The sequence below is a fragment of the Ornithinimicrobium sufpigmenti genome (genome assembly GCF_004322775.1).
Taxonomy (GTDB): domain Bacteria; phylum Actinomycetota; class Actinomycetes; order Actinomycetales; family Dermatophilaceae; genus Ornithinicoccus; species Ornithinicoccus sufpigmenti.
Window position 1 is genome coordinate 1,227,590 of the sequence record NZ_CP036403.1, and the last position, 25,373, is coordinate 1,252,962.

Annotated in this window: 18 protein-coding genes and 2 pseudogenes; 12 read left to right on the forward strand and 8 right to left on the reverse strand. The window is 70.1% G+C overall.

From position 1 onward, the window contains the following. The first annotated feature begins 3 nt into the window (after positions 1-3). Complete coding sequence (locus ESZ52_RS05690) at positions 4-1,176, forward strand: LAGLIDADG family homing endonuclease (protein ID WP_131104085.1); 1,173 nt, start codon at positions 4-6, stop codon at positions 1,174-1,176. Between the two features lie 50 nt (positions 1,177-1,226). Here ESZ52_RS05690 and ESZ52_RS05695 read toward each other — a convergent pair whose 3' ends face one another. Next, positions 1,227-2,300, reverse strand: a complete 1,074-nt coding sequence (locus ESZ52_RS05695; protein ID WP_131103283.1) for an IS630 family transposase — start codon at positions 2,298-2,300, stop codon at positions 1,227-1,229. Positions 2,301-2,363: 63 nt separating this feature from the next. Here ESZ52_RS05695 and ESZ52_RS19645 point away from each other — a divergent pair. The 4 genes and pseudogenes from ESZ52_RS19645 to ESZ52_RS05720 all read left to right on the forward strand — a co-directional run. Then, positions 2,364-3,052, forward strand: a pseudogene (locus ESZ52_RS19645) (IS1634 family transposase); the annotation flags it as partial. A 662-nt stretch (positions 3,053-3,714) separates the two neighbouring features. Beyond that, positions 3,715-5,241 carry a group II intron reverse transcriptase/maturase gene (gene ltrA / locus ESZ52_RS05710; RefSeq protein ID WP_202865411.1) on the forward strand — a complete coding sequence of 509 codons (1,527 nt, stop codon included), beginning with the start codon at positions 3,715-3,717 and terminating at the stop codon, positions 5,239-5,241. 95 nt (positions 5,242-5,336) lie between these two features. Then, positions 5,337-6,152, forward strand: a complete 816-nt coding sequence (locus tag ESZ52_RS05715) for an IS1634 family transposase (protein WP_131104089.1) — start codon at positions 5,337-5,339, stop codon at positions 6,150-6,152. A 438-nt stretch (positions 6,153-6,590) separates the two neighbouring features. Beyond that, a complete protein-coding gene (locus tag ESZ52_RS05720) occupies positions 6,591-7,901 on the forward strand; it encodes an IS110 family RNA-guided transposase (protein WP_131104090.1) in 1,311 nt (436 codons plus the stop codon). Between the two features lie 179 nt (positions 7,902-8,080). Here the strand turns inward: ESZ52_RS05720 and ESZ52_RS05725 are convergent, their stop codons facing one another. Next, entirely contained in the window at positions 8,081-9,553 is a 1,473-nt protein-coding gene (locus ESZ52_RS05725) for a DUF5129 domain-containing protein (RefSeq protein ID WP_131104091.1), read from the reverse strand. A gap of 49 nt (positions 9,554-9,602) precedes the next feature. Between ESZ52_RS05725 and ESZ52_RS19650 the strand changes: the two are divergent. The 4 genes and pseudogenes from ESZ52_RS19650 to ESZ52_RS05745 form a co-directional block, all read left to right on the forward strand. Beyond that, positions 9,603-9,875: pseudogene (locus ESZ52_RS19650) on the forward strand (PNPOx family protein); the annotation flags it as partial. Between the two features lie 314 nt (positions 9,876-10,189). Continuing rightward, positions 10,190-10,900, forward strand: coding sequence for a hypothetical protein (locus tag ESZ52_RS05735; protein WP_131104093.1), 711 nt, complete (start codon positions 10,190-10,192; stop codon positions 10,898-10,900). A gap of 21 nt (positions 10,901-10,921) precedes the next feature. Continuing rightward, the gene (locus ESZ52_RS05740) at positions 10,922-12,967 is read left to right on the forward strand and encodes a sensor histidine kinase (protein ID WP_131104094.1); all 2,046 of its coding nucleotides are present in this window, start codon (positions 10,922-10,924) and stop codon (positions 12,965-12,967) included. After that, a complete protein-coding gene (locus ESZ52_RS05745; protein WP_181010073.1) occupies positions 12,964-13,623 on the forward strand; it encodes a response regulator transcription factor in 660 nt (219 codons plus the stop codon). The genes ESZ52_RS05740 and ESZ52_RS05745 overlap by 4 nt, the downstream gene beginning before the upstream one ends. Positions 13,624-13,633: 10 nt before the next feature. On the opposite strand, the gene ESZ52_RS05750 is transcribed toward ESZ52_RS05745, so the two are convergent. The 4 genes from ESZ52_RS05750 to ESZ52_RS05765 all read right to left on the reverse strand — a co-directional run bounded on the left by ESZ52_RS05750 (position 13,634) and on the right by ESZ52_RS05765 (position 18,641). After that, positions 13,634-14,314 carry a hemerythrin domain-containing protein gene (locus ESZ52_RS05750; RefSeq protein WP_238154679.1) on the reverse strand — a complete coding sequence of 227 codons (681 nt, stop codon included), beginning with the start codon at positions 14,312-14,314 and terminating at the stop codon, positions 13,634-13,636. 57 nt (positions 14,315-14,371) lie between these two features. Further along, on the reverse strand, positions 14,372-14,734 hold the full coding sequence (locus ESZ52_RS05755) for a PH domain-containing protein (protein WP_131104095.1): 363 nt from the start codon (positions 14,732-14,734) through the stop codon (positions 14,372-14,374). Between the two features lie 111 nt (positions 14,735-14,845). Continuing rightward, positions 14,846-15,088 carry a hypothetical protein gene (locus tag ESZ52_RS05760; protein ID WP_131104096.1) on the reverse strand — a complete coding sequence of 81 codons (243 nt, stop codon included), beginning with the start codon at positions 15,086-15,088 and terminating at the stop codon, positions 14,846-14,848. A gap of 160 nt (positions 15,089-15,248) precedes the next feature. Next, a complete protein-coding gene (locus ESZ52_RS05765; RefSeq protein ID WP_145968822.1) occupies positions 15,249-18,641 on the reverse strand; it encodes a P-loop NTPase fold protein in 3,393 nt (1,130 codons plus the stop codon). A gap of 342 nt (positions 18,642-18,983) precedes the next feature. Here ESZ52_RS05765 and ESZ52_RS05770 point away from each other — a divergent pair, with 342 nt between their 5' ends. Together ESZ52_RS05770 and ESZ52_RS05775 are read left to right on the forward strand one after the other, a co-directional pair. Next, positions 18,984-20,648, forward strand: a complete 1,665-nt coding sequence (locus ESZ52_RS05770; RefSeq protein WP_131104098.1) for an NERD domain-containing protein — start codon at positions 18,984-18,986, stop codon at positions 20,646-20,648. 87 nt (positions 20,649-20,735) lie between these two features. Then, positions 20,736-20,921: a hypothetical protein gene (locus tag ESZ52_RS05775; RefSeq protein WP_131104099.1), complete on the forward strand. Its 186-nt coding sequence runs from the start codon at positions 20,736-20,738 to the stop codon at positions 20,919-20,921. A 21-nt stretch (positions 20,922-20,942) separates the two neighbouring features. Here the strand turns inward: ESZ52_RS05775 and ESZ52_RS05780 are convergent, their stop codons facing one another. Then, positions 20,943-21,941: an LLM class F420-dependent oxidoreductase gene (locus ESZ52_RS05780; RefSeq protein ID WP_131104100.1), complete on the reverse strand. Its 999-nt coding sequence runs from the start codon at positions 21,939-21,941 to the stop codon at positions 20,943-20,945. Between the two features lie 65 nt (positions 21,942-22,006). Continuing rightward, positions 22,007-24,058, reverse strand: coding sequence for an ElyC/SanA/YdcF family protein (locus ESZ52_RS05785; RefSeq protein ID WP_131104101.1), 2,052 nt, complete (start codon positions 24,056-24,058; stop codon positions 22,007-22,009). 109 nt (positions 24,059-24,167) lie between these two features. On the opposite strand from ESZ52_RS05785, the gene ESZ52_RS05790 reads away from it, so the two are divergent. Next, entirely contained in the window at positions 24,168-25,361 is a 1,194-nt protein-coding gene (locus ESZ52_RS05790; RefSeq protein ID WP_131104102.1) for an MFS transporter, read from the forward strand. Positions 25,362-25,373: the final 12 nt, after the last annotated feature.

A 25,373-nucleotide genomic window follows, 5' to 3' on the forward strand; every position in this document is an offset into this window, starting at 1 on the left:
GTTATGAGCGGGTATGCGGTCGATCAGTGGGTGGCGACGCCCGGTGGTGTCAAGCGACTAGAGGAACTCGCCGGACCGCGCGCCGTCAAGCCGGTCGTAGAGCTCCGCCTCAGTGATGGATCACAAGTTCGCTGCACGCCTGACCATCCCTTTCTGACGAAGGAACGAGGTCTGGTCAAGGCGACGGACCTGGGCCCGAGTGACCGGCTGGTCCGCTCGATTCAGTACACAGCGCGCAGCGAATGCTCTCACCGGCTACCTGCTCAGGCGCGGGCTATCGCCGCCGATTCACCCCTCCCTCTACCCCTAACGTGGGACGAAGACTTGGCTCATTACGTTGGCTGGCTGGTAGGCGACGGTAGCTTCACCCCTCGAGGAGCGGTGACGGTTTATGGCTCGGCGGTCGCGATTAGTCAGACGATGCCCGCCCACCTACGCTCGCTGCAGAGCTGGACGCTCTTCACGCCCAAGCCGAGCGTGCAAGCGAATAGGACTATGCAACTTCGTTCGATGCGTCGCCAGTTCGTTGACTACCTGTGCGCTCTCGGGGTTGTCCAGGAGAAGTCAGCACGGAAGGTTGTTCCTGCGTCAATCTTCACCGCACCCGAGGAGGCCCTCACCGCGTTCATGCGCGGCCTGTTTGACGCCGACGGGTGCGTGGTCAACGATGTGGGCAAGGGGACCCGCTACGTTGGACTTGGCAGTAAGGCCGAGGGTCTCGTGGTGGGCGTGCAAACACTGCTCCTGTCGTTAGGAATATCCAGTCGCATCTACCAGACGGCGGGCAAGAAGGACTGCTTCCAACACACTCGCAAGGACGGACGGCACGTCACCTACTCGTCGCGGGGCCCGTCATACGACCTGAGAATCACTGGCCGATCGCTGCGAGAGTTCGCGGTGCTTATCGACTTCGGGCTAGAACCGAAACGCCAGAAGTTGCTCGGCGTCATCGATCACCACGGTTATTACGCCACCGACGAGTCTGTGCGATTGCAGGTGGCTCCGCTGCCTGCTGGTGTAGCACAGGTCGCTCTGACAAGGAGCGGTCAATGGACGCCCCCGCTGGGTTTCCGCGAAGATGATCCAGGTGGGCCAGGTGAGCGTGGCGGCCACTGTTCTGTGCCCGACTCTGAGAAGCTACCCAGGTGCAGACGGGAATATACGAGTCACTGGTGACGGTCGAACTGATCGAACAGTTGCGGTCACTCGATAGGGCGGAATCGCGGCTAGTGGCCCGCGTTTGAAGTTGCTTGACGGTTCGCTTTCTTGAGAATCTCGTCGGCGGTCTTGGTCCACACGAACGGGTGGCACCGGTCGTTCCAGCCGTCTATGAAGGCGCGGATCTTGGCGTTGAGGTCCTTGACGGAGCCGAAGCTGCCGCGGTGGATGGCCTGGCGCTCGATGATGGAGAACCAGACCTCGACCAGGTTGAGCCAGGAGCCAGAGGTTGGGGTGTGGTGGACGTGGATGCGTGGGTTCTTGTCCAGCCAGGTCCGGACCTCGGCCTTCTTGTGGGTGGCGTAGTTGTCCATCACCAGGTGCAGCTCGCCTTCGGGGTAGGCGCGGGCGACCTGCTTGAGGAACGCGAGGAACTCCTGGTGCCGGTGCCGGGGCTTGCAGGCGCCGGTGACCTTGCCGGTGGCGATCTCCAGCGCCGCGAACAGCGTGGTCGTCCCGTGCCGCTTGTAGTCGTGGGTGCGCCGCTGGGGCAGGCCGGGTTGCATCGGCAACATGGGCGCGGTCCGGTCCAGCGCCTGGATCTGGGACTTCTCGTCCACGCAGAGCACGATCGCGTTCTCCGGCGGTTCCAGGTAGAGACCGACCACGTCGGTGACCTTGGCCACCAGCTCGGGGTCGGTGGAGAACTTGAACGTCTCGACCCGCCACGGTTGCACCCCGTACTCGCGCCAGGCCCGCGCCACGGTCGCGTCCCCGATCCCCAGGTGCTTGGCCAGCAACCGGGTCGACCAGTGCGTCACCCCCAACTTCTTGGGCGGCGGCGTCAGCGTGGCCGCGACCACGTCACGGTGATCCACCTGCCGGGGCCGGCCCGACCGTGGTTCGTCGAGCAGCCCGTCCAGTCCCTTGTCCTGGTACCGGGCCCGCCACTTGATCACCGTCGTCCTGCTCGTGCCCAACCGGTCCGCGATCGCCTCGTTCGCCTCACCGGCCGACGCGGCCAGCACGATCCGGGCACGCAACACCAGCCCGGCACGCGTCGCCGTCGACCGGGTCCACCGCACCAATTGATCTCGGTCGTCCTCGCGCAGCATCAGGGCCGGGGCAGGTCGATTCGCCATACTCCATGATCCCAGCCCAACAACCGTTTAGGAACTAACGACGCGCCGCACTAGAGTGGCGCGGTGGCCTACATCCGGACGGTGAAGACTGCCTCGGGCAAGACGGCTGTCCAGATCGTGTGGTCCTCGACGGGGGGCTCCAGGCAGATCGAGCACCTGGGCTCGGCGGGCAGTGAGGCAGAGGTAGAGCTGCTCAAGGCTGCGGGCCGGCAGAAGCTGCTCGCGGGGCAGGGCGAGCTGGATCTGGGGATCCATACGCCGCCGGAGGCCGGTGGCCCGCTGCACATCACGTCCTCGCAGATGGGCCATTTGTGGGACTCGCTGTCAGCGGCCTACGACACCCTTGGCTTCGACACTGCGGTGGGCGATGAGTGTTCCGTCAGCTCGTGCTGGCACGGATCATCGAGCCCACCTCCAAGGCCGATGCGCCGCGGGTGATCGCCGAGGCCGGCATCGTCCCCGCGTCGGACCGCACGATCACCCGCCGGTTGCGGCTCTACTCCGCGATCGGGTTCCGTGAGCAGCTGGCCGCCGCGTGCGCGGCGCAGGTCAACCTGGGCCCAGCGACGCTCGTCTTATATGACGTCACCACGCTGTATTTCGAGACCGACGAGGGCGACGGGTTCCGCGAGCCAGGGTTCAGCAAGGAACGGCGCCTGGACCCTCAGATCACCGTCGGGCTGCTCTCCGACGCGAACGGGTTCCCGCTGATGGTGCACGCCTTCGAGGGCAACAAGGCAGAGTGCGACACGAGGTCGCATGCGTTGAGTGGATCACGATGAAGGAGGCGCCTGTGGTGACGTGATCCCCGGTCCGTGCTCAGTGGCCGGTCTCCTCCTTGGCGTGCGTCGCGGGCAACCGCGGGGTGCGAAGCCCAGGGTTCAAGCCGAAGGGTCCTCGTTCCTTCCGAGGACCACGGGTGAGGAGAAGGGCGGGCGGGCGAATACGGATGAACCCTTGGTTGATGCCTCGTCATGTTGAAGGTCCGGGTGGAAGGGATGCGAGACCGGGCCGAGGTCAGGGACGTGCCGCTGGGATGCGGCAGATGCCGACCGCTGATCTGCAAGCGGTCGGATGAGCACCATCGTCCCCGGGGTATAGAGGGCGCCCACTCCGTCCGTGTCTTGCGCATGTGGAACGTGGAAACCCCGTCTGGGTCCAGCCTTCGGGCTGGTAGGCCGACCGTGAGGAACGCGTAGACCCCAGCCGGGAACAGGATGACCCGAGAAGCGAACGCCGATACGCCGAAAGGCGACGGGAAGGACTCCACCACCGACGCGGCCGCCTCCTGGCCGCGGTGGGTGTCTAACCGGTCGGATACGAGCAGCATGCCTCGGCCCGAGAGGGCGCCCACGCGGGTCAGGTGAGTTCGTGAAGGGAGACGATGATCGTGACGTCAGCATCTGCGGGGACGTTGGACGCCGCCACCTCGGTGTCGGTGAACGGAGCGCAGGACCTCCTGCAGGACTGGGACCAGGTCGACTGGGACCGGGCCGTGGCAGAGGTACGACGGCTGCGGCAGCGCATCTTCACGGCGTCAAGGGCAGGCGAGCACCGCAAGGTGCGCAACCTGCAACGGTTGATGCTGCGGTCTCGGGCGAACGCGCTGGTCGCTACGCGCCGGGTCACGCAGATCAACCAAGGGCGACGAACCGCAGGGATCGATGGCCTGACCGCGATGCATGACGAAGACCGGGCCGACCTGGCCCGGTGGGTCCAGCGCAGCGGCCAGCAGTCACCGGCCCTTCCGGTTCGGCGGATCTACATCCCGAAGGCCAACGGCAAAAGGCGTCCGCTCGGCATCCCCGTGATCGCCGACCGTGCGTCTCAAGCCGTGGTGCTCAACGCACTGGAGCCTGAGTGGGAGGCCCGGTTCGAGCCACGGAGCTACGGCTTCCGGCCCGGCCGGGGCTGTCACGACGCGATCGAGGCGATCTTCACTGTCTGCAAGGGCAAGGACCCGACGCGGGCATGGGTCTTGGACGCTGACCTCACAGCGGCGTTCGACCGGATCGACCACGACCGGCTGCTCGACCACCTGCACGGGTTTCCAGCCAGGGACCTCGTGGCCAAGTGGTTGAGAGCGGGCGTGATCGAGAACCGGCAGTACGCCCCGACCACCGAGGGCACGCCGCAGGGCGGTGTGATCAGCCCGTTGCTGATGAACATCGCGCTGCACGGGATGGAGGCCGCTGCTGGTGTTCGGTACAAGCCCTGGCGCTCGACGCGAGGGTGGTCAGCACCGGGCACACCGGTGCTGGTCAGGTACGCCGACGACCTGGTGGCGTTGTGCCACTCGCGGCACGAAGCCGAACAGGTCAAGGAACGGCTGGCCGCGTGGCTGGCGCCCCGAGGGTTGACGTTCAACGAGGACAAGACGCAGATCGTGCACCTGTCCGAAGGGTTCGACTTCCTGGGGTTCACCGTCCGTCACTACCGCAACCCGGGAAAGTTGCTGATCACGCCGTCGAAAGCCGCGGTGAAACGGTTCCGCGCTCGGCTACGTGCCGAGGTGCGCAGCATGCACGGCGCGCCCGCGGCGGCGGTGATCAGCAGGCTCAACCCGATCCTGCGGGGGTGGGCCGCGTACTACCGAACGGCTGTGTCCAAAAAGGTCTTCGCGGACATCGACTCCTCCCTGTGGTGGACGATGTTCAAGTGGGGCAGACGCCAGCACAACACGAAGACCGGCCAGTGGATCGTGGACCGCTACTTCGGGCGGTTCCACCCAGCCAGACAGGACCGCTGGATCTTCGGCGACCGGGCAACCGGCGCCTATCTGCGGAAACTGTCGTGGACGCCGATCCGTCGCCACCAGATGGTCAAGGCCGACGCGTCTCCGGACGACCCGGCCCTGACCGATTACTGGGAACAGCGACGACGGCGCCGCCGGCCACCGGACACGCCAGCGCCACTGCCTCGTCATCCTCGACGCACGTAGGGACTTGCTTGAGCCGGATGCGGTGAAAGTCGCACGTCCGGTTCTGAGGGGGCCCCGGCCCGGTAACGGGCCGGGGCTACCCGACGACGAAGACGATGCTGCCCACGCTGCGCTCCTTCATGGACACCCACGGTCTGCCCGACGTGGTGATCGTGGCCGATGCCGGGATGGTCTCCGAGGCCAACATGGACGCGATCGAAGCGGCCGGGCTGTCCTACATCCTGGGCGGCAAGATGCCCCGCGTTCCCTATGTCATCGACCAGTGGCACAAGGACTACCCCGACACCGACGTCCCGGACGGGCTCACCCTGGTCGCCCGCTGGCCCGGCGGCCCCTCGACCAAGGGGCGGGACGTGACGACGTTCTACCAGTACGCCCACGACCGGGGTCGGCGCACGATCAAGGGCATCGAAGCCCAGGTCGCCAAGGCCGAGGCGGCCGTCGCGGGCAAGGCGTCGGGGAAGCCCAACCGGTTCGTCCAGCTGAGCGGGGGTACCCGCTCGGTGAACCGGGAACTGGAGGAGAAGGCCAAGGCCCTGGCGGGTTGGAAGGCCTACGTCACCAACCTGCCCGACCCGGACGCACAGATGGTGATCGGTGCCTACCGACGCCTGTTCCAGATCGAGCGCTCCTTCCGGATGGCCAAGTCCGACCTGCGCGCCCGCCCGATCTACCACCGTAAGCAGGACTCTATCGAGGCCCACCTGAGCATCGTCTTTGCTGCCATGGCCGTCGCGCACTGGATCGGGCAGACCACCGGCTGGTCCATCAAGCGCTTCGTCAAGACCGCCCGCAGGTACCGCACCTTCACCATCGCCGCCGGCGAGCACACCATCACCGCAGTCGACCCCGTCCCCGACGACCTCGCCCAAGCCCTCGACGCCATAAAGGCACGGTCAAGTACGCACTAATTTGGCCGAACTCCGGGCGCGCGTGAGGAGTGCCACGAGGCGCCTCGGCGTACAGCCGCTCAGGCCCGTGCCGAGCCCATCGACGACCTAACCCGGTCACGTCTGCTCCTGCGACGCCACCATCACCTCAACTGGCGGGTGACTACTGGCCAAATTCTTGGAGGGGGCGTGCATGCCGGGTCGCGGATGAGCGCGTCACTTGCGGCTACTAGAGACTGGACGCAGGGTCGGTGTCTGGCCAGACTCGATCCAGGTGCTCGACGGGACGCTCTCTTCGCGGCTGCCCACCCCCCGTTCCTGTGGGGGGTGTGGCTCACTTTCGGTCTCTGCCCGTCGGGCACCGCTGACGAGGCGTGGCTCAAGAAGGGACTGCCCTGCTCGTAGTAGCACTGCCCACCTCGCCGACCACAGTTGGTACGAGCGTCAGGTAGGGAAGACATGGGACAAGTCATCATCGGGGTCGATCCCCACAAGCTGTCGGCCACCATCGAGGTCGTCGACCAGGACGAGAAGCTGCTCGGCGCAGGGCGGTTCAGCACCGACCGGGCCGGCTACGCGGCCATGCGCACGTACACGAGGTCGTGGCCCGAGCGACTCTGGGCGGTGGAGGGCGCCAACGGTGCTGGCCGTCCCCTGGCGCAGCGGTTGCTTGAGGCCGGTGAGCACGTCGTGGACGTGCCGGCCAAGCTCGCTGCACGGGTCCGGCTCTTCGACACCGGGCACAACCGCAAGACCGATGCCCTGGACGCGCACTCCATCGCGATCGTCGCGGTCCGCACCGAAGGGCTGCGGGTCTTGAAGGTCGACGGCGAACTTGAGGCGTTGCGGATGCTGGTCGACCGGCGCGAGGCGCTGACCCGGCGACGGGTGGCCGTGGTGAACCGGCTGCAGGCACTGCTGGCCGAACTGCTCCCCGGACAGAGCAAGAAGGACATCACCACAGGCCAGGCCAAACAACTGCTGGCCTCGGTGCGACCGCGTGACATCGCTGGCAGGACCCGCCGGCGCATCGCGGCCGAGGAGTTAGCCGAGCTGGTCGTCGTGGACGCCAAGATCCGCAAGGCCACCGCCGAGCTCAAGACCCTGGTCCTGGCCCGGGACTCTCACCTGATGGACCTGCACGGCGTCGGGCCCGTGGTAGCCGCTCGGATCCTGGCCGATGTCGGCGACATCGCCCGCTTCGCCAACCGGAACCGGTTCGCCTCCTGGACCGGCACCGCACCCCTGGATGCCTCCTCCGGAGAACAGAACCGCCACCGCCTCTCCCGGGCCGGGAACCGTCGGATGAACCACATGATCCACATCGCCGCGGTCACCCAGCTGCGCCTGGACACCGACGGCCGGGACTACTACCGGCGCAAGAGAGCCGAGGGCAAGAAGCCGATGGAAGCATTGCGCTGCCTCAAGCGCCGGATCTCTGATGCCATCTATCGCCAACTGGTCGCCGACGCCCAAGGCGTGGGCGACGAACACCTCGAGGCGGGTCCGGGAGGGCACCGCGGGGCGTCTCTGCTATCCAGCGCGGCCGGCTCGCACCCGCACACCGGCACTTCGGATCAGCCACTTCCCGGACCCGCACGTACGACGTTACCGCTCAGCGCGACCCCTGCCCAGCCCCGTCCGGGACCGGCTCCTCAGCACCCGCGCCGACGTGCCGGAGCCGTCAAGGTGGAGCGCCCCACCGGACGAACGACCTTGACGGCGACAGACGTCGACGCACACTCCAAAGAGCCGATCCCGACCCCTTGACAACAGAAGGGAGCCGGAAAGACGCACTGTCATCCCCAAGTCGTGATTCAGGAACAAGGCTGCTGTGCTGAGGCAACGGTGGCCGACTACGTGGTGGGCGCGGTGCAAGCGGGCTTGACACAGCAGAGTGCGGCACCTTCCTGACCACGCAACCTGAGTTGCGAGGCGGCAGCCTCCGATCAGAACCGCGACGAGCTCCCCGCCCCGCTGAAGCTGCCACCGCCGCTGTAACCAGACGTCGACCCGCCCGAGGACGACGAGCGGGACTGCTCGACCTCGCTCGTGCCCCGGGAGTAGCCGTTCAAGAAGGAGCTGACGGCATACCAGGTCCACATCGGGTTGCTGGCGCTGAGGATGGTCGGCTCCCGGCGGCGCCTCCTCCGCTCCTTGGTCATCGCGTCCTGCATCAGGGTGCGCTCCGACTCATCGTCGAGCTCCTGCGCGACGACGCCGGCGAGCCGGTCCAAGTGCCCGCTCAACTCATCGCGGGTGCTGCGCAGCTCGTCGAGCGCGTCGTCGGGGGAGATCGCCCGAGACTCCAGCTCGCCGCGCAGCTGGTCGAGCCGGGCCAGGGCCCGGGAGGAGTACTCCCGCAGCTCCTGCGCCTCCGGCAGACCCCGCACGTCGTCGTCCAGCTCCGACTCCAGCAGCGGCCCGACCGCCTCCAGGTCCTCCCGGACGGGCGCCACCTGCCGCTGCCAGGCGTCGGGCCAGGCGCGGTCACGGTTGAGCAACGCAGCGGTGTCGGCGATCACGTCGTCCAGGTGGTCGAGCTCGCGGGCCTTGTCCCGGTATGCCGTGAGCCGCTCCAGGGAGGAGGCCTTGTCGTAGTCCCGCTCACGGATCGAGCGGGCCTCGTTGCCCAGGTCGGTCAGCTCGCGGAAGCCCTGCCGGTACTCGTCATACCGCCCCAGCATCAGGCCCCCGTAGCGCGACTCCTCCGGGATGAGCCGGGCGTGCAGCTCGGTCGTCTCGTAGTCGCGGACCACGCTGGCCATCCGTTCGTCGGCCTCGGCGCGGGCCTTGCGGCTGCGGCGGGCGCGGTGCAGCCCGACACCGAGCCAGGTGCCCGCCCCGGCCACGGTGGCGAGCGAGCCCATCACGGTCAGCCCGATCCCGCCGTCGGAGCGCATGAAGGGCGCGTTCATCACGTCGGCCGCCTCCTCGACGCCCCGGATCGCCCCCTCCGTCCACCGGCCGTCGCCCAGGTCGTCCTTGGTCTCCTCCTGGATGTCGAGCTGCGCGTCCTCGTTGACCGCGCGGTTCTCGCCGAAGTACGTCCCGACCAACCGCCCCTCCGGGTCGACCGCGAAGATGTAGAGGTCGTCGGCCCACTTCTGCTCGTCCGCGCTCAGCCACTCCGTGCGCGACTCGCGGGCGTGCGCCAGCACCGCGTCGTTGAGCGCCCGGTCGTCGGTCAGCGCCTCCTCGCCACCGCGGTGGGTGAAGACCGCCACGTCGGTCGGCGCGTGGAAGCGGATGTCCTCGATCCCCTCGAGCAGCGTCGGCTCGTGCAAGATTTCCGCCGTGTCGTCCACGACCACCTGGCTCGCCGCGTGCTCCGGCGCCTGCGCGGCATACAGCCCGACCCCGGTGCCCACGACGCCCAGCGACGCAACCCCTCCGACCAGTCCTCTCATCAGGTTCGACATCCGTGCGTCTCCTTCTCGTGTGGCGCGGCTCGCCGTTGCAAGCCACGGTATGACGCAGCTGCAGCCTCGCAGGCTCCGCACCCGAGCCCCGAGCCGGCCCTACGCTGCAGGAGTGCCCGCCCCGCTCGCGCTGACGCCGTATGTCAAGCGCTTCGCCAACCCCGTCCTCATCCACCTGGCCGGCCGGGGCTGGTTCGTCGAGCTGGAACACGTGGGGCGGCGGACGGGCACGACATACCGGACGCCGCTGCTGGCCTTCCGCGACGGCGACGTCGTGACCATCGCCCTCACCTACGGTCCGGGTGTGCAGTGGCTCAGGAACATCCGGGCGGCCGGGCGGTGCCGCATGCGCCACCGCGACCGGCTGCTCGAGCTGGGCGCGCCCGTGGAACCTGAGCCCGGAGAAGGGCTTGAGGCGGATGCCGCGGCCGATCCGGTTCGTCTTCGCCCGCACCGGTGCCGTCACGGACTTCATCGAGCTGCCGGTCCTCGCCGAGCGTCCCTTCCGTCAGGGATAACCCGCCGCCCCGGGCAGGACCGCACCCGGGACAACTGCTGCCCATCTGTCCCTTACCCCCGGGACACCCGGCCCGCCACAGTCGTGTCATCGAATCAACCACGACAGAAGGAACAGCGATGACCACCATCACCACCACCAACCCCGTCCGCTCGGACGTCGTCGCCGAGGCGGCGCCGGCCCGCTCGCGACAGGGCCGTCTCTGGGCGCTCTCCGGCATCGGCTCGGCCCTGCTGGGCATCGGCACGATCGTGACCAGCAGCGCCGTCGGCGCCGTCTACGACCCTGCGCTGACCACTCCCGAGCAGATCAAGGCCGAGCTCGAGACGCTGACCGGCTGGATGTTCGCCTTCCACTCGATCACCGTCGTCGGCGCGATCCTGATGATCGTCTTCGGCGCCGGCCTCTACCGTCGCCTCCGGGCGAAGCTGCCGACCGACAGCGTGCTGCCGCTCCTCGCCTTCGCCGGGATGCTCGGCACAGCGGTCGTCTCGATCCTGGGCTCCGGCCTGGACACCGAGTTCATGCGGGCGCTGGCCTCGGGCGGCGAAGGGGTCACGGCCACCAGCGCGACCATGTACAACCACTGGATCGGCACGATCCCGTGGCTGTGGACCCTGGCGGGTCTCACCGGGGTCAGCCTCTTCGTGGCCGCCCGCGTCCGCGCGGTGCCGCGCTGGATCGGCCGCGTCGGCCTGGTCATGGGCGGGCTGACCCTGCTCATGGGCATCTCGCCGCTGGAGTACATGGCCGGCCCCGTCGGCGTCCTGTGGCTCCTGGTCACCGCCATCGGCTTCACCGCCGGCGACAAGGCATTCCGCAACGGCTGACGGACTGACAGAGTGAGCACCGTGCTCAGCGCTCCACCGCAGGAGCCGGCCGCCGCCCGATGCGCGGGGGCCGGCTTCGTGCTGGTCACCGGCACCATCTTCGTGCTCAGCGTCGCCCTCGACCTGCGCACCGACCCCACGGGCGCAGGCGCCCAGCTCGCCCCCGGCTGGGGCTGGCCGTACGCCATCCTCGGTCCTCTCCTCGCCGCCCTCGCCACCGTCATCCTCGTCCGCGACCCGCGCCAGGGTTTCGGCTGGGCGCTCGCCTGGCTCGGCTGCTTCTGGGCGCTCGACGGGCTCGCCCAGTCCTGGGTGCGCTACGCGATCGGGTATGACGAGGCGCTCGCGGGCAGCAACCTCGCCCTCTGGTTCCTCAACCGGGCCGCCGCCTTCCTGCCGGTGACCATCGCCCTGCTGCTCCTGCTCTTCCCGACCGGGCGGTTCCTGCCCGGCCGGTGGCGGGTCGCCTCGTGGGTCGCCACCGTCGTCATGGTCCTGGCCACCCTGGTCATCGTCGTGGCACCGGCCTACAACCTGCCCGACGTCGCCGCCCCCGGGGTCGACGTCAACCTCGGCGCGATCGACCTGCCCGAGGCGGTCGTCGACGTCGCGCTGCCGCTGACCGCGGTGGCGTCGATCGCGGGGCTCGCGGTCGCCATGGCGACGGTCGTCGTGCGCTTCCGGCGCTCGCACGGCCTGGAGCGTGACCGCATGCGCTGGCTGCTGTGGTCCGTGGTCGCGATGAGCGGGCTGGTCGCGGTCTCGTTCCTGGCGCTCGGGACGATGGGCGATCTGGTCATCATCCTGCTCGTGACCCTGCCCGCCGCGGCGATGACGGTCGGCATCGTCGACCCCTCCCTCGTCTCGATCGAGGAGCTGCTCGGCCGCACCCTGGTCTATGGCTTGCTCGCGGCCATCATCGTCGGGGTGGACCTGCTCGGCCTCGGCCTGCTCGCCACCTTCCTCGGGGACCGTCTCGACCAGCGCCAGGTCGTGCTCCTGGTCATCCTGCTGACCGTCCTCGTCTACGCGCCCCTGCGGGACTGGCTGAGCAGGTGGGTGCGCCGCCTCGTGCTCGGGTCCCGGGCCGACCGGTATGACGCGGTCTCGGGTCTGGCGGCCACGCTCGAGACCACCGACGAGGGCAGCGAGCAGCTGGCCGCCGTCGCGCGAGCGGTGGCGGACGCCTTCCGGGTGCCGTTCGTCAGCGTCGAGGTCGACCGCGGCGGTGGCGAGCGCCTCGTCACGACCGTGGGGGAGCGGCCCGCGCAGGCCCGTGTGCTGCCGATCTCCTACCGCGGCGAGGAGGTCGGCCGGCTCGTGCTGCCGGTCCGCGGCCTGCGCAGCCGGCTGTCGCCGGAGGACGAGGAGCTGCTCGGCGACCTCGTGCGCCAGGCCGCCGCCGCAGCGCGCAGCAGCCGGCTGGCCGACGAGCTGCAGGCCAGCCGCGAGCGTCTCGTCCTCGCGCGCGAGGAGGAGCGCCGCCGGATCCGCCGCGACCTGCACGACGGTCTAGGACCGGCGCTCGGTGGGGTCGTCTTCCAGCTCGAGTCCGCCCGGCTGCTGCTCGACCGCGAGCCCGACCAGGCCAGGGAGCAGCTCGCCGCGACCTCCACGCTCGTCCAGGACGTCGTGGCCGACGTGCGCCGCCTCGTCCACGACCTGCGCCCGCCGGCCCTCGACGACCGCGGCCTCGTGGGCGCGCTCACCCAGCAGGCCGAGCGCATGCGCGCCACCGGCCTGGCCACCACGGTGCTGGCCGACGACCTCGGCGCGCTGCCCGCGGCCGTGGAGGTCGCGGCATACCGGATCGTGGGGGAGGCCCTGACCAACGTGACGCGCCACGCCCGGGCCAGCCGCTGCGAGGTGCGCCTGGCCGTCCGGGACGGTGGGCTCGTCATCACCGTCCAGGACGACGGCGTCGGGATCGACGACGACACCGAGTCCGGGGTCGGCCTGCTGTCCATGCGCGAGCGCGCGGCCGAGCTCGGCGGCCGCACGGACGTCACCTGCCCACCCGACGGCGGCACGCTGGTGCGCGCCACCCTGCCGATGGAGGACCGATGATCCGTGTCGTCGTGGTCGACGACCACCAGATCGTCCGCGACGGGCTCGTCGCGCTGCTGGGGGCGCTCGACGGGATCGAGGTGGTCGGCACGGCGGCCGACGGGCAGGACGCCGTGCACGTCGTGGGGGAGGCCCAGCCGGACGTCGTGGTCATGGACATCCAGATGCCGCGGCTGGACGGCATCGAGGCGACGCGGTTCGTCACCGGTCGCCACGAGGGTGTGCGGGTCGTCATGCTGACGATGAACGAGGACGACGACACCATCCTGGCCGCGATGCGGGCCGGCGCCAGCGGCTACCTGCTCAAGGGTGCCGGGGCCGAGGAGGTCGAGCGCGCGATCCGGTCCGCGGCCGCCGGGGGGATGGTCTTCGGCGCGTCGCTGGCGGCGCGGGTGGCGGAGTTCTTCGGGCGGGTGGGTGCTCCGGAGCGCCCGGCGGCGGAGGTGCCGTTCCCCGAGCTCACCGAGCGGGAGCGGCGGGTGCTCGACCGGCTCGCCGCCGGGCGGACCAACGACCAGATCGCGGCCGAGCTCTACGTCTCCAACAAGACGGTGCGCAACGCGGTGTCGTCGATCTACGCCAAGCTGCACGCCGGCGGCCGGGCCGAGGCGATCGCGAAGGCGCGGGACGCGGGTATGGGGCGCCCGTCCACGTAGCCGGCGGTCGTCAGCCCGTTCGCGTCTTCTCGCCGGGCGATCCGGACTCGCCGCGCCTCAGGGCGGCGCGGCCCGCCTCATACCTGGATCGCCCGACCGTCCGCCAGACCAGCCGTACCGGCGCGGGCAGGTGCTTGCGCTGCCAGGCGGCGCCACCGTCGGGCTGAGCGGCGAGGATCGCCCCGAGCATGGCGAAGGTCTTGCCCCTCGGTGTCGCACGTCGGCCGTGCACGGACGCCTCGTCGATCTCACGCTGGGTCAGCACCCGTTCCATGACCGGGACGATGTGCTCCTCCTCGTCCGGAAGGTGCGCGGACAGGGCGGCATTGATCCCGGTCAGCGCCTCCTGCACGGGTATGGCGTCGCCCGCCCGGGCGCCTGAGCGCCAAGCGGGCAGAGCCGCGTCGAGCTCACGAAGATGGACGAGCATCGTCGCGTGCTGCTTCTTCATCCGGTCGACGTGCAGGGCGCAGGCCGGTGCCCGCTGGCTGAGCCTGTGCCACAGGTTCTCGTCCTCGAACTCGTGGTGGGCGTGCAGCGCGCTGGAGAGCATCGCGAGGTGATCGCCCACCCGGTCAGCATGCGCGGCATCACCGTCGGCCACCGAGGCCACCAGCTGCGGACCTTCCCCGAAGCCGGCGCGGAACATGCGGTGGCTCGCCCGCAGGAAGAGGCGCTTCAGCCCCCACACCCGGGCTGCAGGCCGCCCTCAGCCAACGACTGCGCGCCGGGACACCGGCCGCCAGAGTCAGAGCACGTAGTGCGCGATCAGCGAATCCAGCCTGCGGATGTCGATACCTTTACGCAGGTTCACCTTGACGTGGCCGACGCGTGTCCAGAGTTCCATCTCGGCGTTCATGTCCAGGGTGCCGGCATTCTCCGAGGACCACATGTTGATCGAGGAGTAGGGGAGGGAGTACATCTCCACCTTCTTGCCCGTCAGGCCCTGCGCGTCGCGGACGATCAGTCGCTTCGTGGTGAAGATGGCCGCGTCACGGAAGGTCTTGTATGCGGCGACGGCCTGCTCACCCGGCACGAGCAGGTTCTGGACGTCCTTCGGTATGGGGCACTCCGAGACGAGTGTCCACGTGAGAATCGGTGCGGTCTCCATAGCTGTCTCTCCAATGCAGATACTTGTGCTGGGTCGAGCCTCGGCAGCTGTGACTGCGTCTCGTGCACGTTGACCTGGATCATGGCGTCAGCGGCCCAGACTCGGCTGTGGTCAGGTCGTGGCGTCCGGGTCCTGGTTCGCCACGAACTGCACCAGCTCGGCCGGGGCGACCGCCTGCCCGTCGACCTCCTGCGGCCACCAGTCCGCCGCCTGCGGCACGCCGGCGTCCCGCAGCTCGGTGACCACCCAGTCCGGCACCGGGTCGTTCTCGACCAGGCGCGACACCTCGTCCCGCTGCTCCGCCGACAGGCCGAGCCACCAGCTCTGCAGTGCTTGCTTTTCGTTGTCAGCCATACCTTGACCGTAGACCGAGTCACGGCGCTGCTCATCTCGCGACGTCACCCACTACGCACGCCCTCCCTCGGTCGGGCGCATGTCGCACCGCGAGCGCGGGGGCCGTTTACCGCAGCGCCTGGGTGGACCCACCTCGCACTCGCGCGGGCACTGCTTGCTGTCAACCAGCTGCCGTGGAACGGTCCACCGGCTCGACGTGAAAGACGAAGCGCCGCACCTCTCTGACAACGGCTTGCAGGTTGGCGCAGCGCCACTGCGGCCACGTGCGGTAGCTGGCGGGGATCGAGGCTTCCATCCACGCCTGGTCGTCCGGGGGCCACGTCTTCACCAGGTCCCCGAGAGTTGGCTCCTGCGCCCTGATGATGCCTTGCAGCAAGCGTTCTCCCAGCGCAGGACGGCTCGTGGCGACTGCCAGGATGAGCCGCGCCTCCGTGAGGTGGGTCAGCGGCACGAGGGCCTTGAGGACCCGGTAGGTGTTGATGAATCGTTTGAGTGCGCGCGGTGAGCGGGACACCAAGGGAGCCAACTCCTGGAGCCCAGCTGACTCGGACGCGTCCAGGATCACGCTCGTCGGTGGGGACGTGGACACCCCGATCCTGGACTGGTGCCGGCCGAGCGGGCGCGGTCCGCGTTCCGGGGCGGTGCTGGACTGGTATGCCGTCGTGCCCTCCGACGTGTTCACTGCAGCGTGAATCCGGTTCTCCGTGGGCCGGTGGAGCGGTGCCGAGGGAGCCGGTGCCCCGAGCAGGACGCGCGCCATGGCGGAGGCCGCGTCGTCGGAGGGGCGAGACAGCCAGACCGGCAGCTGAAAGATCTTCTCCAGATAGTGGTCCGGCGTGACGTCTCCGCCGGAGAGCATCTCGGGGTAGACCTTCGCCAGCGACCGTGAGATCCACTGAGCATCCACGGCGACGACGACGACGAACATCGGAAAGGTCAGGAGCATCGACACGGCCTCGAGCACCTTGACGACCACCTCAGGGCGGCAACGGTCTAGGTCGTCGATGTAGAGCACGATGCGGTTCACCACATCATCCGGTGGGGTGTCCGCCTGCCCGTTCACCGTGACGTTGTGCTGGTTGATCGCGTCCGAGATGAGTTGCAGGTCGCTGCGCACCGTGCCGATCAGTCCGAGCTGTGCCCGGTAATCACCCTCTGTAGCGCGCCCCTCCAGATACTCCATGAGCAGGGCCCCTGGCGTGGCGCTGACGACGCTCGCCCGGGCCTGCTCGAGCTGATGCTGCGCCGCTCTTCGCTGCTCCTCGCGGAGGGTTACCTCCCGCGTCAGTTCCTCCACTCTCACCTCGGAGTCCGTCAGTTGCCGACTGAGCTCGGCCTCGACCGTCCTCGCCGCCTGCTCGGCGTCGTCATACCTGCCTGCTTCGCTCACGACCTGGGCCGCTGCTGCGGTGATCCACCGGGCCGCCACTCCGACGGCACCCAGGATCGCCGTGACCAGGCCAACTGCGGGGCCCCACTGGAAATCGAGCCGGTCGAGCAGCAGTGTGGCGCCCACTCCGAGCACCCAGGCGATGAGCAGACCAGCCAGGAGCCGACGCCGGTTGCCGCGGGCCAGGAGTCCGATCGCACTCTGCGTCGCGGCCCGTGCCTCCTTGATGTCCTGGATCGTCTGACCTAGTTCGGCAGCGACGGGCAGGTCTGCGGCTTCCAGCGCGCTCCGCAGCCGGTCAACTGACTGCCGCCCCGCCACGTCGGCGAGGTTCGGCGACTGCAGCCGCCGCAACTTCTCCTGTGCCTTCCCCAGCTCCTGCTCGGTGCGCTCATGGTTCTCGATGGCGGCTGCCTCCAGTGCTCGGGCCTCCTGAACAGCCTGTCCGGAGTGCGTGGCGGTATCGAGCGCCGACGCCAGCGTGGCCACCCGTCGCTGCTGCAGGGACGCCAGCTCGTCCGGGAGCCGAAGGTCGGTGCCGCCCGGCGTGCGTGGCTGTGCCAGCACCCGTACGAGATGCTCGAGCAGACCCGCCCACACGTCGGCAGCCGCGTAGTGCCAGGCGTTGAAGCTCACCTGCGTGACGTTGCGCCAGGCCCACAACGACCGCTGGGTTCGACCGGACCATCGAGCGTCGTCGCTGAGCTCCTGGATGCGCGCTTCCAGCTGTTTCATGAAGAAGGTCTTGCCCGAGCCCCACTCACCGAAGAGCCCGATGGCAACCGGTGGTTGGACCGCCTTGGCCACGAGGATGGCGGCGAGGGCGTCGACCGTGGGTTTGATCGCCAGCAGGTCCTGCCCCTCGGGAGTGTCGGGGGTGTAGCTGCTCAGGCGGACCTCCGGGGCGCTGTCGATCCGCCAGAAGCGAAGGCCCGGCGGGGACATGGAGACGGCAAGCACGGATCCGTCGTAGCTGAGACCGACAGATCGGAGGCTTTGGCCCTCATCGAGGTCGGGTCGGAAGCTGGCGACCACCTTCGGTCCCGCCAGTATCGTGACCCGGTCCTCCGAGGCGAAGGCCGCCAGCGTTTGCCCGGTGGCGGTGCACAGCTGCGGTTGCCCGAGCTCCACCACGTCCCAGGACCACGTGGGATGCCGGTCCTGGAGGTCCTCCTTCCAAGGGATGCAGCGCAGGTGTCCTTCGGCCGTGACGTCGTAGACGTGGTCGGGCGTCGCTGTGAGGCGCACGTCCAGCTCGTTGTTGTTTGCGAGTTTGCTCCACGTGCTGGTGACGCTGTCCACCCTCGTCACGAAGATCTCACCCTCGGTGAGGACGGCTACCCGCGACGCAGCGGTGGCGACCTGGGACGCATGGACGCCCGGCGGCGCGCCGAGAGACACGGCGTCCCCGGCGTCGGCCACCGCCCAGTACACCTCCTTCTCGTCCGCGACAACCACTCCGCGTGGGTCCACTGCTGCGGCCGACGCGCTCGGCCATCCCTCGACGGTGGTGAGCTGCAGAGAGATCGGGTCGATGCGGTAGAGGTTGTGGCGGGACACCGCGTGCAGCCGGCCGGACCCCGAGAAGGCGAGTGCGAGGACAGTGTCCGTCACCTCCTCCGGTAGGACACGGCGCGACTGCTCCTGGTGGCCCAGGAAGACCTGACCACCCGCGGCCGCGGCCCACGTACCGATCGAACCCACCGGCATGGTGGCCGCCGAGCCCAGGGCCAGGTGCGTGATCGCCCCAGCCTCCGGGATTCCCCTGAGCTCCAGGACTGGAGCCAGCTCGCCCGCGGCCAGGGCGGCCAGCGGTGCTCGGCGGCGCAGGAGGAGCAAGCCCGTTTCGTGGAAGAACGCTCGGAGGTCGGGGTAGACCGACCCGGCCACGCCGGACAGGACGCCGCTCGACTGGGCCGCTGAGGCCACCCGGTCGTCCAGCAGACACCACCCCACCAGGGCGATCCGGCCGAAGATCCGAGCACCGGGCAGCAGTGTCCCAAGCTCCGTCATCCACCGGTCGGTGGACTGCACCAGGGTGTCCGGCGGCCAGGCGGGAGACGCCCAGCTCCCAGCCCCCAGATAGTCGTCTCCGTGCAGGTCGAGCATCCGGTCGATGAGCGTCGTCACCGGCACGTCCTGGCCCTGGAGGGGGTCGACCACCGCGTGCACCGAGCGCGACCAGGCACTCGAAGCAGTCGCGGATGCCGAAGCCTCAGCCATCGGACCTCCTCGGGCGTCGCCGCCGGCGCAGCGCCTAGGTAGGGAGCAGATCCATTGTGCTCCGGGTCGGCCAACCATGGTGGGTTTTCGACGACCGAACCGAGACCATCCCCCCGTTGCAGCGCGGTGTTGTCGGCGAGCGGCACGTCGAAGGGTGCGACGAGCCGTCAACCTCGGTCGGATGGGGACCGAAGGGAGGCTGCGGACAACGTCCGGGTTGTCCACAGATACCTCTTATGCTGACGTGATGAGCAACGGTGCTTGGACAGGCGGGGGTATGTAGTGGCTGCTCGACTCATCCCGGCCGACCCGGTCTTCCCGAACAACGTCGAGCGGGAGGTGTGCGAGCGGCTGGTGCGCAACCTGCGGGACGAGGACGTCGTGCTGGCCAACCCGCGGCTGACCGACCACGAGCAGGACCACGAGGCCGACCTCGTCGTGCTGATGCACGGCGCGGGCGTCGTGGTGGTCGAGGTCAAGGGCGGCAGCGTGAGCGTCGACGACCAGGGGCGGTGGTGGCAGCACGGCGGCGGGACCCGGGAGATCGACCCGGTCCGGCAGGCAAGGCAGTTCAAGCACACCGCGCGCAAGTACGTCCAGGACGACCCACGGTGGGCCGCCTCGTCACGCGGCAGGGTGCGATGGGCGCACACGGTCGTGACGCCATACAGCCCTGTCGCGGACGACTTCGCCCTGCCCGACTGCGGCCGGGAGATGATCCACGGCCGGGACGACCAGCAGCGCCTGGCGCAGCGGATCCGTGCGGTCACCGAGACGCAGGAGACTCACCACCGCGTGCCCACCCCTGACGATGTCGACCTGGTCGCCGAGATCCTCAGCGGCCGCAGCCTCATGGGCAGGGACGTGGTGGCCGAAGCCGACGACCGCGAGGCGCGGGCAGACCGGCTCACCCAGGAGCAGGCCAAGATCCTCGAGGTCACCCGGCTGCTCCACCGCGTGGAGGTGCGTGGCGGCGCAGGCAGCGGCAAGACGGTGCTGGCGATGACCCAGGCCAAGCAGCTCACCCGCGGTTTCAAGGAGCAGAAGGGCAGGCGGGTGGCGCTGCTGTGCTACTCGATCGGTTTGGGGGAGTGGTTCAAGAGGACCCTCGAGGGGGAGCACCGCAAGTCGCGGCCGGCCTTCGTCGGGCGGTTCGAGGAGCTCGGCCGCGAGTGGGGCCTGGAGATCGACGCCGACCGCAACGACTCCGAGTTCTGGGAGAAGGAGCTGCCGGCGCGGATGGCCGAGCGGGCACGGGGGCTGCCGGAGGGCAGGAAGTTCGACGCGATCATCGTCGACGAGGCACAGGACTTCGCCGAGGACTGGTGGGTCCCGCTGCTCGCCGCGCTGAAGGACCCCGAGGAGGGTGGGCTGTTCGTCTACTCCGACGAGAACCAGAAGGTCTTCGCTCGGTTCGGGCGCCCGCCCGTCCAGCTTGTCCCGCTCGTGCTCGACCACAACCTGCGCAACACCCGGCAGATCGCGGAGAGCTTCAGCCCGCTGGCGCCGATGCGGATGCGCAGCCTGGGCGGGGACGGGCCGGAGGTGCGCTTCGTGCAGGCTGCGCCCGACGAGGCACTCGGCGTTGCTGACGACGAGGTCGACCGGCTCCTCGACGCCGGCTGGCGGCCCGAGGACGTCGCGCTCATCACGACCGGCAGCCGGCGCCCGGAGCAGAACTCCCGTCAGGAAGACCTCGGCCAGGAGGGCTACTGGCGCACCTTCTGGGAGGACGACGACGTCTTCTACGGCCACGTGCTGGGCTGCAAGGGCCTCGAACGTCGCGCCGTCGTGCTCTGCGTCAACGAGGACGGCACCCGCGACCGGTCCAAGGAGCGGCTCTACGTGGGTCTGTCCCGGGCGACCGACGAGCTGGTCGTCGTCGGCGACGCCGAGGTGCTTCGGGCGGCAGGCGGCGGAGAGATCGCCAGGCGGCTCGACCTGTAGAGCGCGTGCAGTAGCGGGCAACGCCGTGCGGCATCGGACAGCGGCGCCCGGCAGGGTGTGTCGGCACCGAGCCGTACCGTGCGCCGCATGTCTGAGAGCGACGAGATGTCTGAGAGCACGGAAAACGTGGAAAGGTTGTTGTGCGAGCACCGGTGGGCGCGGCCGACGGACGTGGGTCAGCACCCGCGCTGCGTCAGCTGCGGCCTCGGCTACGACGAGTACGCCTACGGCACCGTGCGGGCGGCCCTGTCCCGGATGGACGCCTGGCCCTGATCGACCGCGTCGAGGGCGCGGTCAGCCGGCGGCGGTGCGCAGCTTGTCCAGCAGCGGCTCGGCGCACTCGGCCAGGAACTGGTCCTGGCTCTCGCCACCGACCTGCACCAGGGCGATGTCCGTGAAGCCCGCCTCCCAGTAGGGCTTGACCGCCTCGACGATCGCGTCGAGGTCGGGCCCGCAGGGAATCTGCTCGGCCACGTCCTCGGGGCGGACGAACTGGGTCGCTCCCGCGAAACCGGCCGTCGTCGGCAGGTCGGCGTTGACGGCCCAGCCGCCGGCGAACCAGCGGAACTGCTCGTGCGCCCGCTCGACCGCCCGCTGCTCGTCCGGGTCCCAGCAGATCGGGATCTGCCCGATCGCGCGGGCCGGACCGCCCTGACCGATCCGCGGGGCGCCGTCCGTGGCGTTCCACTGCTCGAAGTACTCGCTGGAGGGCTCGGTCGCGATGAGGTGGTCGGCCAGCGGCGCGAACCTGGCGATGGCCTCCTCACCGCCGACGGCGACGGCGATCTCGACCCCATCCTCGGGCAGGTCCCAGACCCGGGCCGAGGGCACGTCGAAGTACTCACCCCGGTGCTCGACCAGGTCGCCGGTGTGCAGGGCCCGGATGACCTCGATGGCCTCCGCGAGCATCTCCTGGCGGGTGCCGACGGTCGGCCACCCCTGGCCCACGACGTGCTCGTTGAGGTTCTCCCCGCTCCCCAGGCCCAGGGTGAACCGGCCGTCGGCCAGGATCTGCAGCGTGGCCGCCTTCTGCGCCACCACGGCAGGGTGGTAGCGCATGGTCGGGCAGGTCACGTAGGTCATCAGCCCCACCCGCTGCGTGGCGTGCGCGACCGCGCCAAGCACCGTCCAGGCGTAGGGGGAGTGGCCCTGGGCCGAGAGCCAGGGGAAGTAGTGGTCGCTGCTCACCTCGAAGTCGAAGCCGGCCTCCTCGGCGGCGACGGCGAAGCGCACCAGCTCCTTGGGGCCGGCCTGCTCGGTCATCAGGGTGTAGCCGAAACGGATGTCAGTCATGGCTCCATCGTGGCGGGATCACCGGGGTGCTGCGCGTCCAAGACGTCATTCCGCACCACGTCGCGTCAACCGAGCAGCAGGACGGTGAGGCCAGCCGCGACGAGCGCCAGCAGCCCCGCGACGGCGGCGTGCAGGCGCGAGGTGCGGGCCAGCACACCCACGAACTCGCGGAGCACGGCCGCGGGGAAGTAGTAGCGGGCGGTGGGGGCCCCGACCACGTCCGCCACGACGCCGACCTCGCGGGCGATGATCCCGGCCCGGAAGGCGTGGAAGTCGTTAGTCACCACGACCACCACCTCACCGAGCCCCTTGTCGTGCAGCAGCTGGCGGGAGAGCACGAGGTTCTCCTCGGTCGTCCGTGAGGCGGTCTCCGCCAGGACGCGCTCCGCCGGGGCGCCGTGCTCGACGGCATACCGGGCCATCGCCGTCCCCTCCGGCATCGTCTCGTCCGGCCCCTGGCCACCGGAGCAGACGAGCACGGTGGGGGCGCCGGGGTCCCGCGCCAGCTGCTCGTGCAGGACCTCGATCCCGCGGTCGACCCGGGCAGCCAGCAGCGGCGGCACCCGGTCGTCGAAGACTCGCGAGCCGAGCACGACGACCGCGTCGACCGGCCCGTCGGGCCGACGGCGGGCGTACCACTGGCCGTAGACCAGGAAGGGGACGAAGAGGAGACCCAGGTAGCCGCTCACCGCCAGCACCGCCACCGCGAGCGCCGCCCACCACCGGGACCCGACCAGGATGCTGACCACCACGGCCACCGGGACCGCGACGGCGGCCGCGGCGGTGACCAGCGGCAGCACGGTGAGCGCACCGAGACCCTCGCGCCGCACGGTCACCACGCCGTTGACGACCAGGTAGGGGACGACGGCCAGCGTCGCCAGGACGAGGACGAGCAGGCCGAGGAGCCCGACGCCGGCCCCGACGCCCGGCGCCACCTGCGCCAGGGCGGCGAACGCGGCGTAGCCCAGGTAGGCGACCGTGACCACGGCGAGCACGGCCACGGTCAGGCTGCGGGGGTCCACGCCGCGCGCCCGGCTGACGGTCGAGCCGGGGTCGCGCGAGTCCACGACCGTGAGGCCCGCGACGTAGCCCGACAGGCCGCGCGGGTGCCGCAGCAGGACCACCGCCCCCGCGAGGACCAGCCAGGCGTGGGCGAGCACCCCCAGGGCGTCCTGCCGCAGCAGCGACCCCGCGGAGAGGAGGAGGAAGTAGGCACCGGACCCGCTGGCCCACCGCAGCAGCAGGGCGCGCACGTCCGGCGCGCTGCCGTCCTCAGTCACCGGACGGACGTAGGTGAGCAGCTGGCCCGGGGTGGCCCCGCGGGTCAGGCGGGGGACGAGCAGCAGGAGGACCAGGGAGACGCCGAGCAGGACGCCGCCGTAGAGGCGGTCGTAGGCAGGGTCCGGTCCGAGCCAGCCGCGGTGGCGGGCCACCAGGGCGAGGCCGACGTAGAGCACGAGCGCCGGCACGTGCACCGCGGCGACGTCGACCGCCATCCCCACCAGACGCCGGCCGCGCCCCACCACCCGCGCCTGCGCGACCGGCACGGTGCCCTGCCCGGGGATCCGGCGCAGGAGCGGTGCCAGCAGCAGGCCGAGGGTGGCCCCCAGCGTGTTCGTCAGCAGGTCGTCGACGTCGAAGATCCGGTAGGCGCAGGGGTAAAGGCCCCAGACGCCGGTCAGCTGGGTCAGCTCGACCAGCAGCGAGGTGCCTGCCGCGGCGAGCACCACCACCCAGGCGGGCCGGCGGGGCGCGAGCAGGTGCCGCACCAGCATGCCGAAGGGCACGAAGAGCGCGACGTTGGCGACCAGCTGCACCAGCGCGGGGTCGCGCAGCCCGTGGGTCGCGACGTCGACGTCGCCCAGCGAGGCCAGGGGGAGGAGCTGGACGGGGGCGTCGCCCGCGCACTCCAGCGTTGCCGGGTCGGGCAGCGGGACGATCGTGTAGGTCCACAGCGCCGTGGCGTAGACCACCGCCGCGGCGACGACCACGGCGTGCCCGGGGCTCAGCGTCCCCCGGCGGCGGTAGCTCCACCCCACGTACGGCACGAAGAGGACCGGCAGGAGGAGCCCGCCGAGCAGCACGGCGAGCACCGCCGACGCGCTGAACCCGGACACCCGGCCAGCGTAGGTCCCCGGCGGCACGCGTGCGGCAGGATGACCGCGTGAACGCCGGACCAGCTTCGACCACCGAGAGCCGCGACCGCCGGCGGGGCGGGCGGGCCGCGTGACCCATCGCGAGCACGGGCACGCCCGCGGCAGCGCCGCGTACCGGCGCCTCCTGGCGGCCCTCCTGTGCGCCGGGGTGGCGACCTTCGCCCAGCTCTACTCCCCGCAGGGCGTCCTGCCGCAGATCGCTGCCGACCTCGGCACCACCGCCGACCGGGCCGCGCTGACCGTCTCGGCCGCGACCCTCGGGCTGGCGCTCGCCGTCGTGCCCTGGTCGTTCGTCGGCGACCGCTTCGGCCGGCTGCGGTCGATGGTGGTGGCCGTCGTGGGCGCCACCGTGCTGGGGCTGGTGTCGGCGTGGGCGCCGACCTTCGAGGCCGTGCTGGTGCTGCGGTTCCTCGAGGGCGCGGCCCTCGGCGGCGTGCCGGCGCTGGCGATGGCCTACCTCAACGAGGAGGTCCACGAGCGGTCGGCGGCCGTGGCAGCGGGGTGGTTCGTCGGCGGGACGACGATCGGTGGGCTGCTCGGCCGGGTTGTGGCCACCCCGGTGGCGGACGTCACCTCGTGGCGCGTCGGCATGACGACCGTGTCGGCCATGGCGGCGCTCGCCGCGGTCGCCTTCGTCGTGCTCGCGCCACGCGAGCGCCGGTTCGTGGCGGTCCGCGGTGTCGGGGTGCTCGCCCAGACCAGACGGGTGCTCGTCAACCTCCAGGACCGCGCGCTGGTCGGCCTCTACCTGTCCGCGTTCCTGCTGATGGGCGGCTTCGTCGCGGTCTACAACTACCTCGGCTTCCGCCTCGTGCAGGCGCCCTACCTGCTGCCCGGGTGGGCGGTCGGGCTCATCTTCCTCGCGTACCTGGCCGGCACGGTCTCGGCCCCCCGCGCCGGTGAGCTCGCCGCACGGCACGGGAGGTATGCCGTGCTCGTCGCCAGCGTGCTCGTCATGATCGCCGGTCTTCTCCTCACGCTGGCCGGGCCGCTGTGGCTGGTGCTGACCGGTCTCCTCGTCCTCACGGGCGGCTTCTTCGGCGCACACTCGATCGCGTCCGGCTGGGCCGGTGCCCGGGCGGTGACGGCCCGTGGGCAGTCGACCGGCCTCTACAACCTGGCCTACTACGGCGGCTCGAGCGTGCTCGGCTGGGCGGGTGGCCTGGCCTACGAGGCCGTGGGATGGGGCGGGGTGGTGGCCTTCGTGGCGGCGGCGGCCACGGCGACGCTGGTGGTCCAGCACGTGCTGGTGCGCGAGCGGTAGGTCGGCCGCCAG

Coding starts and splice junctions, on each gene's coding strand:
- ESZ52_RS05690 (WP_131104085.1), top strand. CDS start 4: ATGAGCGGGTATGCGGTCGATCAGTGGGTGGCGACGCCCGGTGGTGTC.
- ESZ52_RS05780 (WP_131104100.1), bottom strand. CDS start 21,941: ATGACTGACATCCGTTTCGGCTACACCCTGATGACCGAGCAGGCCGGC.
- ESZ52_RS05725 (WP_131104091.1), bottom strand. CDS start 9,553: ATGTCGAACCTGATGAGAGGACTGGTCGGAGGGGTTGCGTCGCTGGGC.
- ESZ52_RS05745 (WP_181010073.1), top strand. CDS start 12,964: ATGATCCGTGTCGTCGTGGTCGACGACCACCAGATCGTCCGCGACGGG.
- ESZ52_RS05760 (WP_131104096.1), bottom strand. CDS start 15,088: ATGGCTGACAACGAAAAGCAAGCACTGCAGAGCTGGTGGCTCGGCCTG.
- ESZ52_RS05715 (WP_131104089.1), top strand. CDS start 5,337: ATGCTGCCCACGCTGCGCTCCTTCATGGACACCCACGGTCTGCCCGAC.
- ESZ52_RS05720 (WP_131104090.1), top strand. CDS start 6,591: ATGGGACAAGTCATCATCGGGGTCGATCCCCACAAGCTGTCGGCCACC.
- ESZ52_RS05695 (WP_131103283.1), bottom strand. CDS start 2,300: ATGGCGAATCGACCTGCCCCGGCCCTGATGCTGCGCGAGGACGACCGA.
- ESZ52_RS05755 (WP_131104095.1), bottom strand. CDS start 14,734: ATGGAGACCGCACCGATTCTCACGTGGACACTCGTCTCGGAGTGCCCC.
- ESZ52_RS05735 (WP_131104093.1), top strand. CDS start 10,190: ATGACCACCATCACCACCACCAACCCCGTCCGCTCGGACGTCGTCGCC.
- ESZ52_RS05775 (WP_131104099.1), top strand. CDS start 20,736: ATGTCTGAGAGCGACGAGATGTCTGAGAGCACGGAAAACGTGGAAAGG.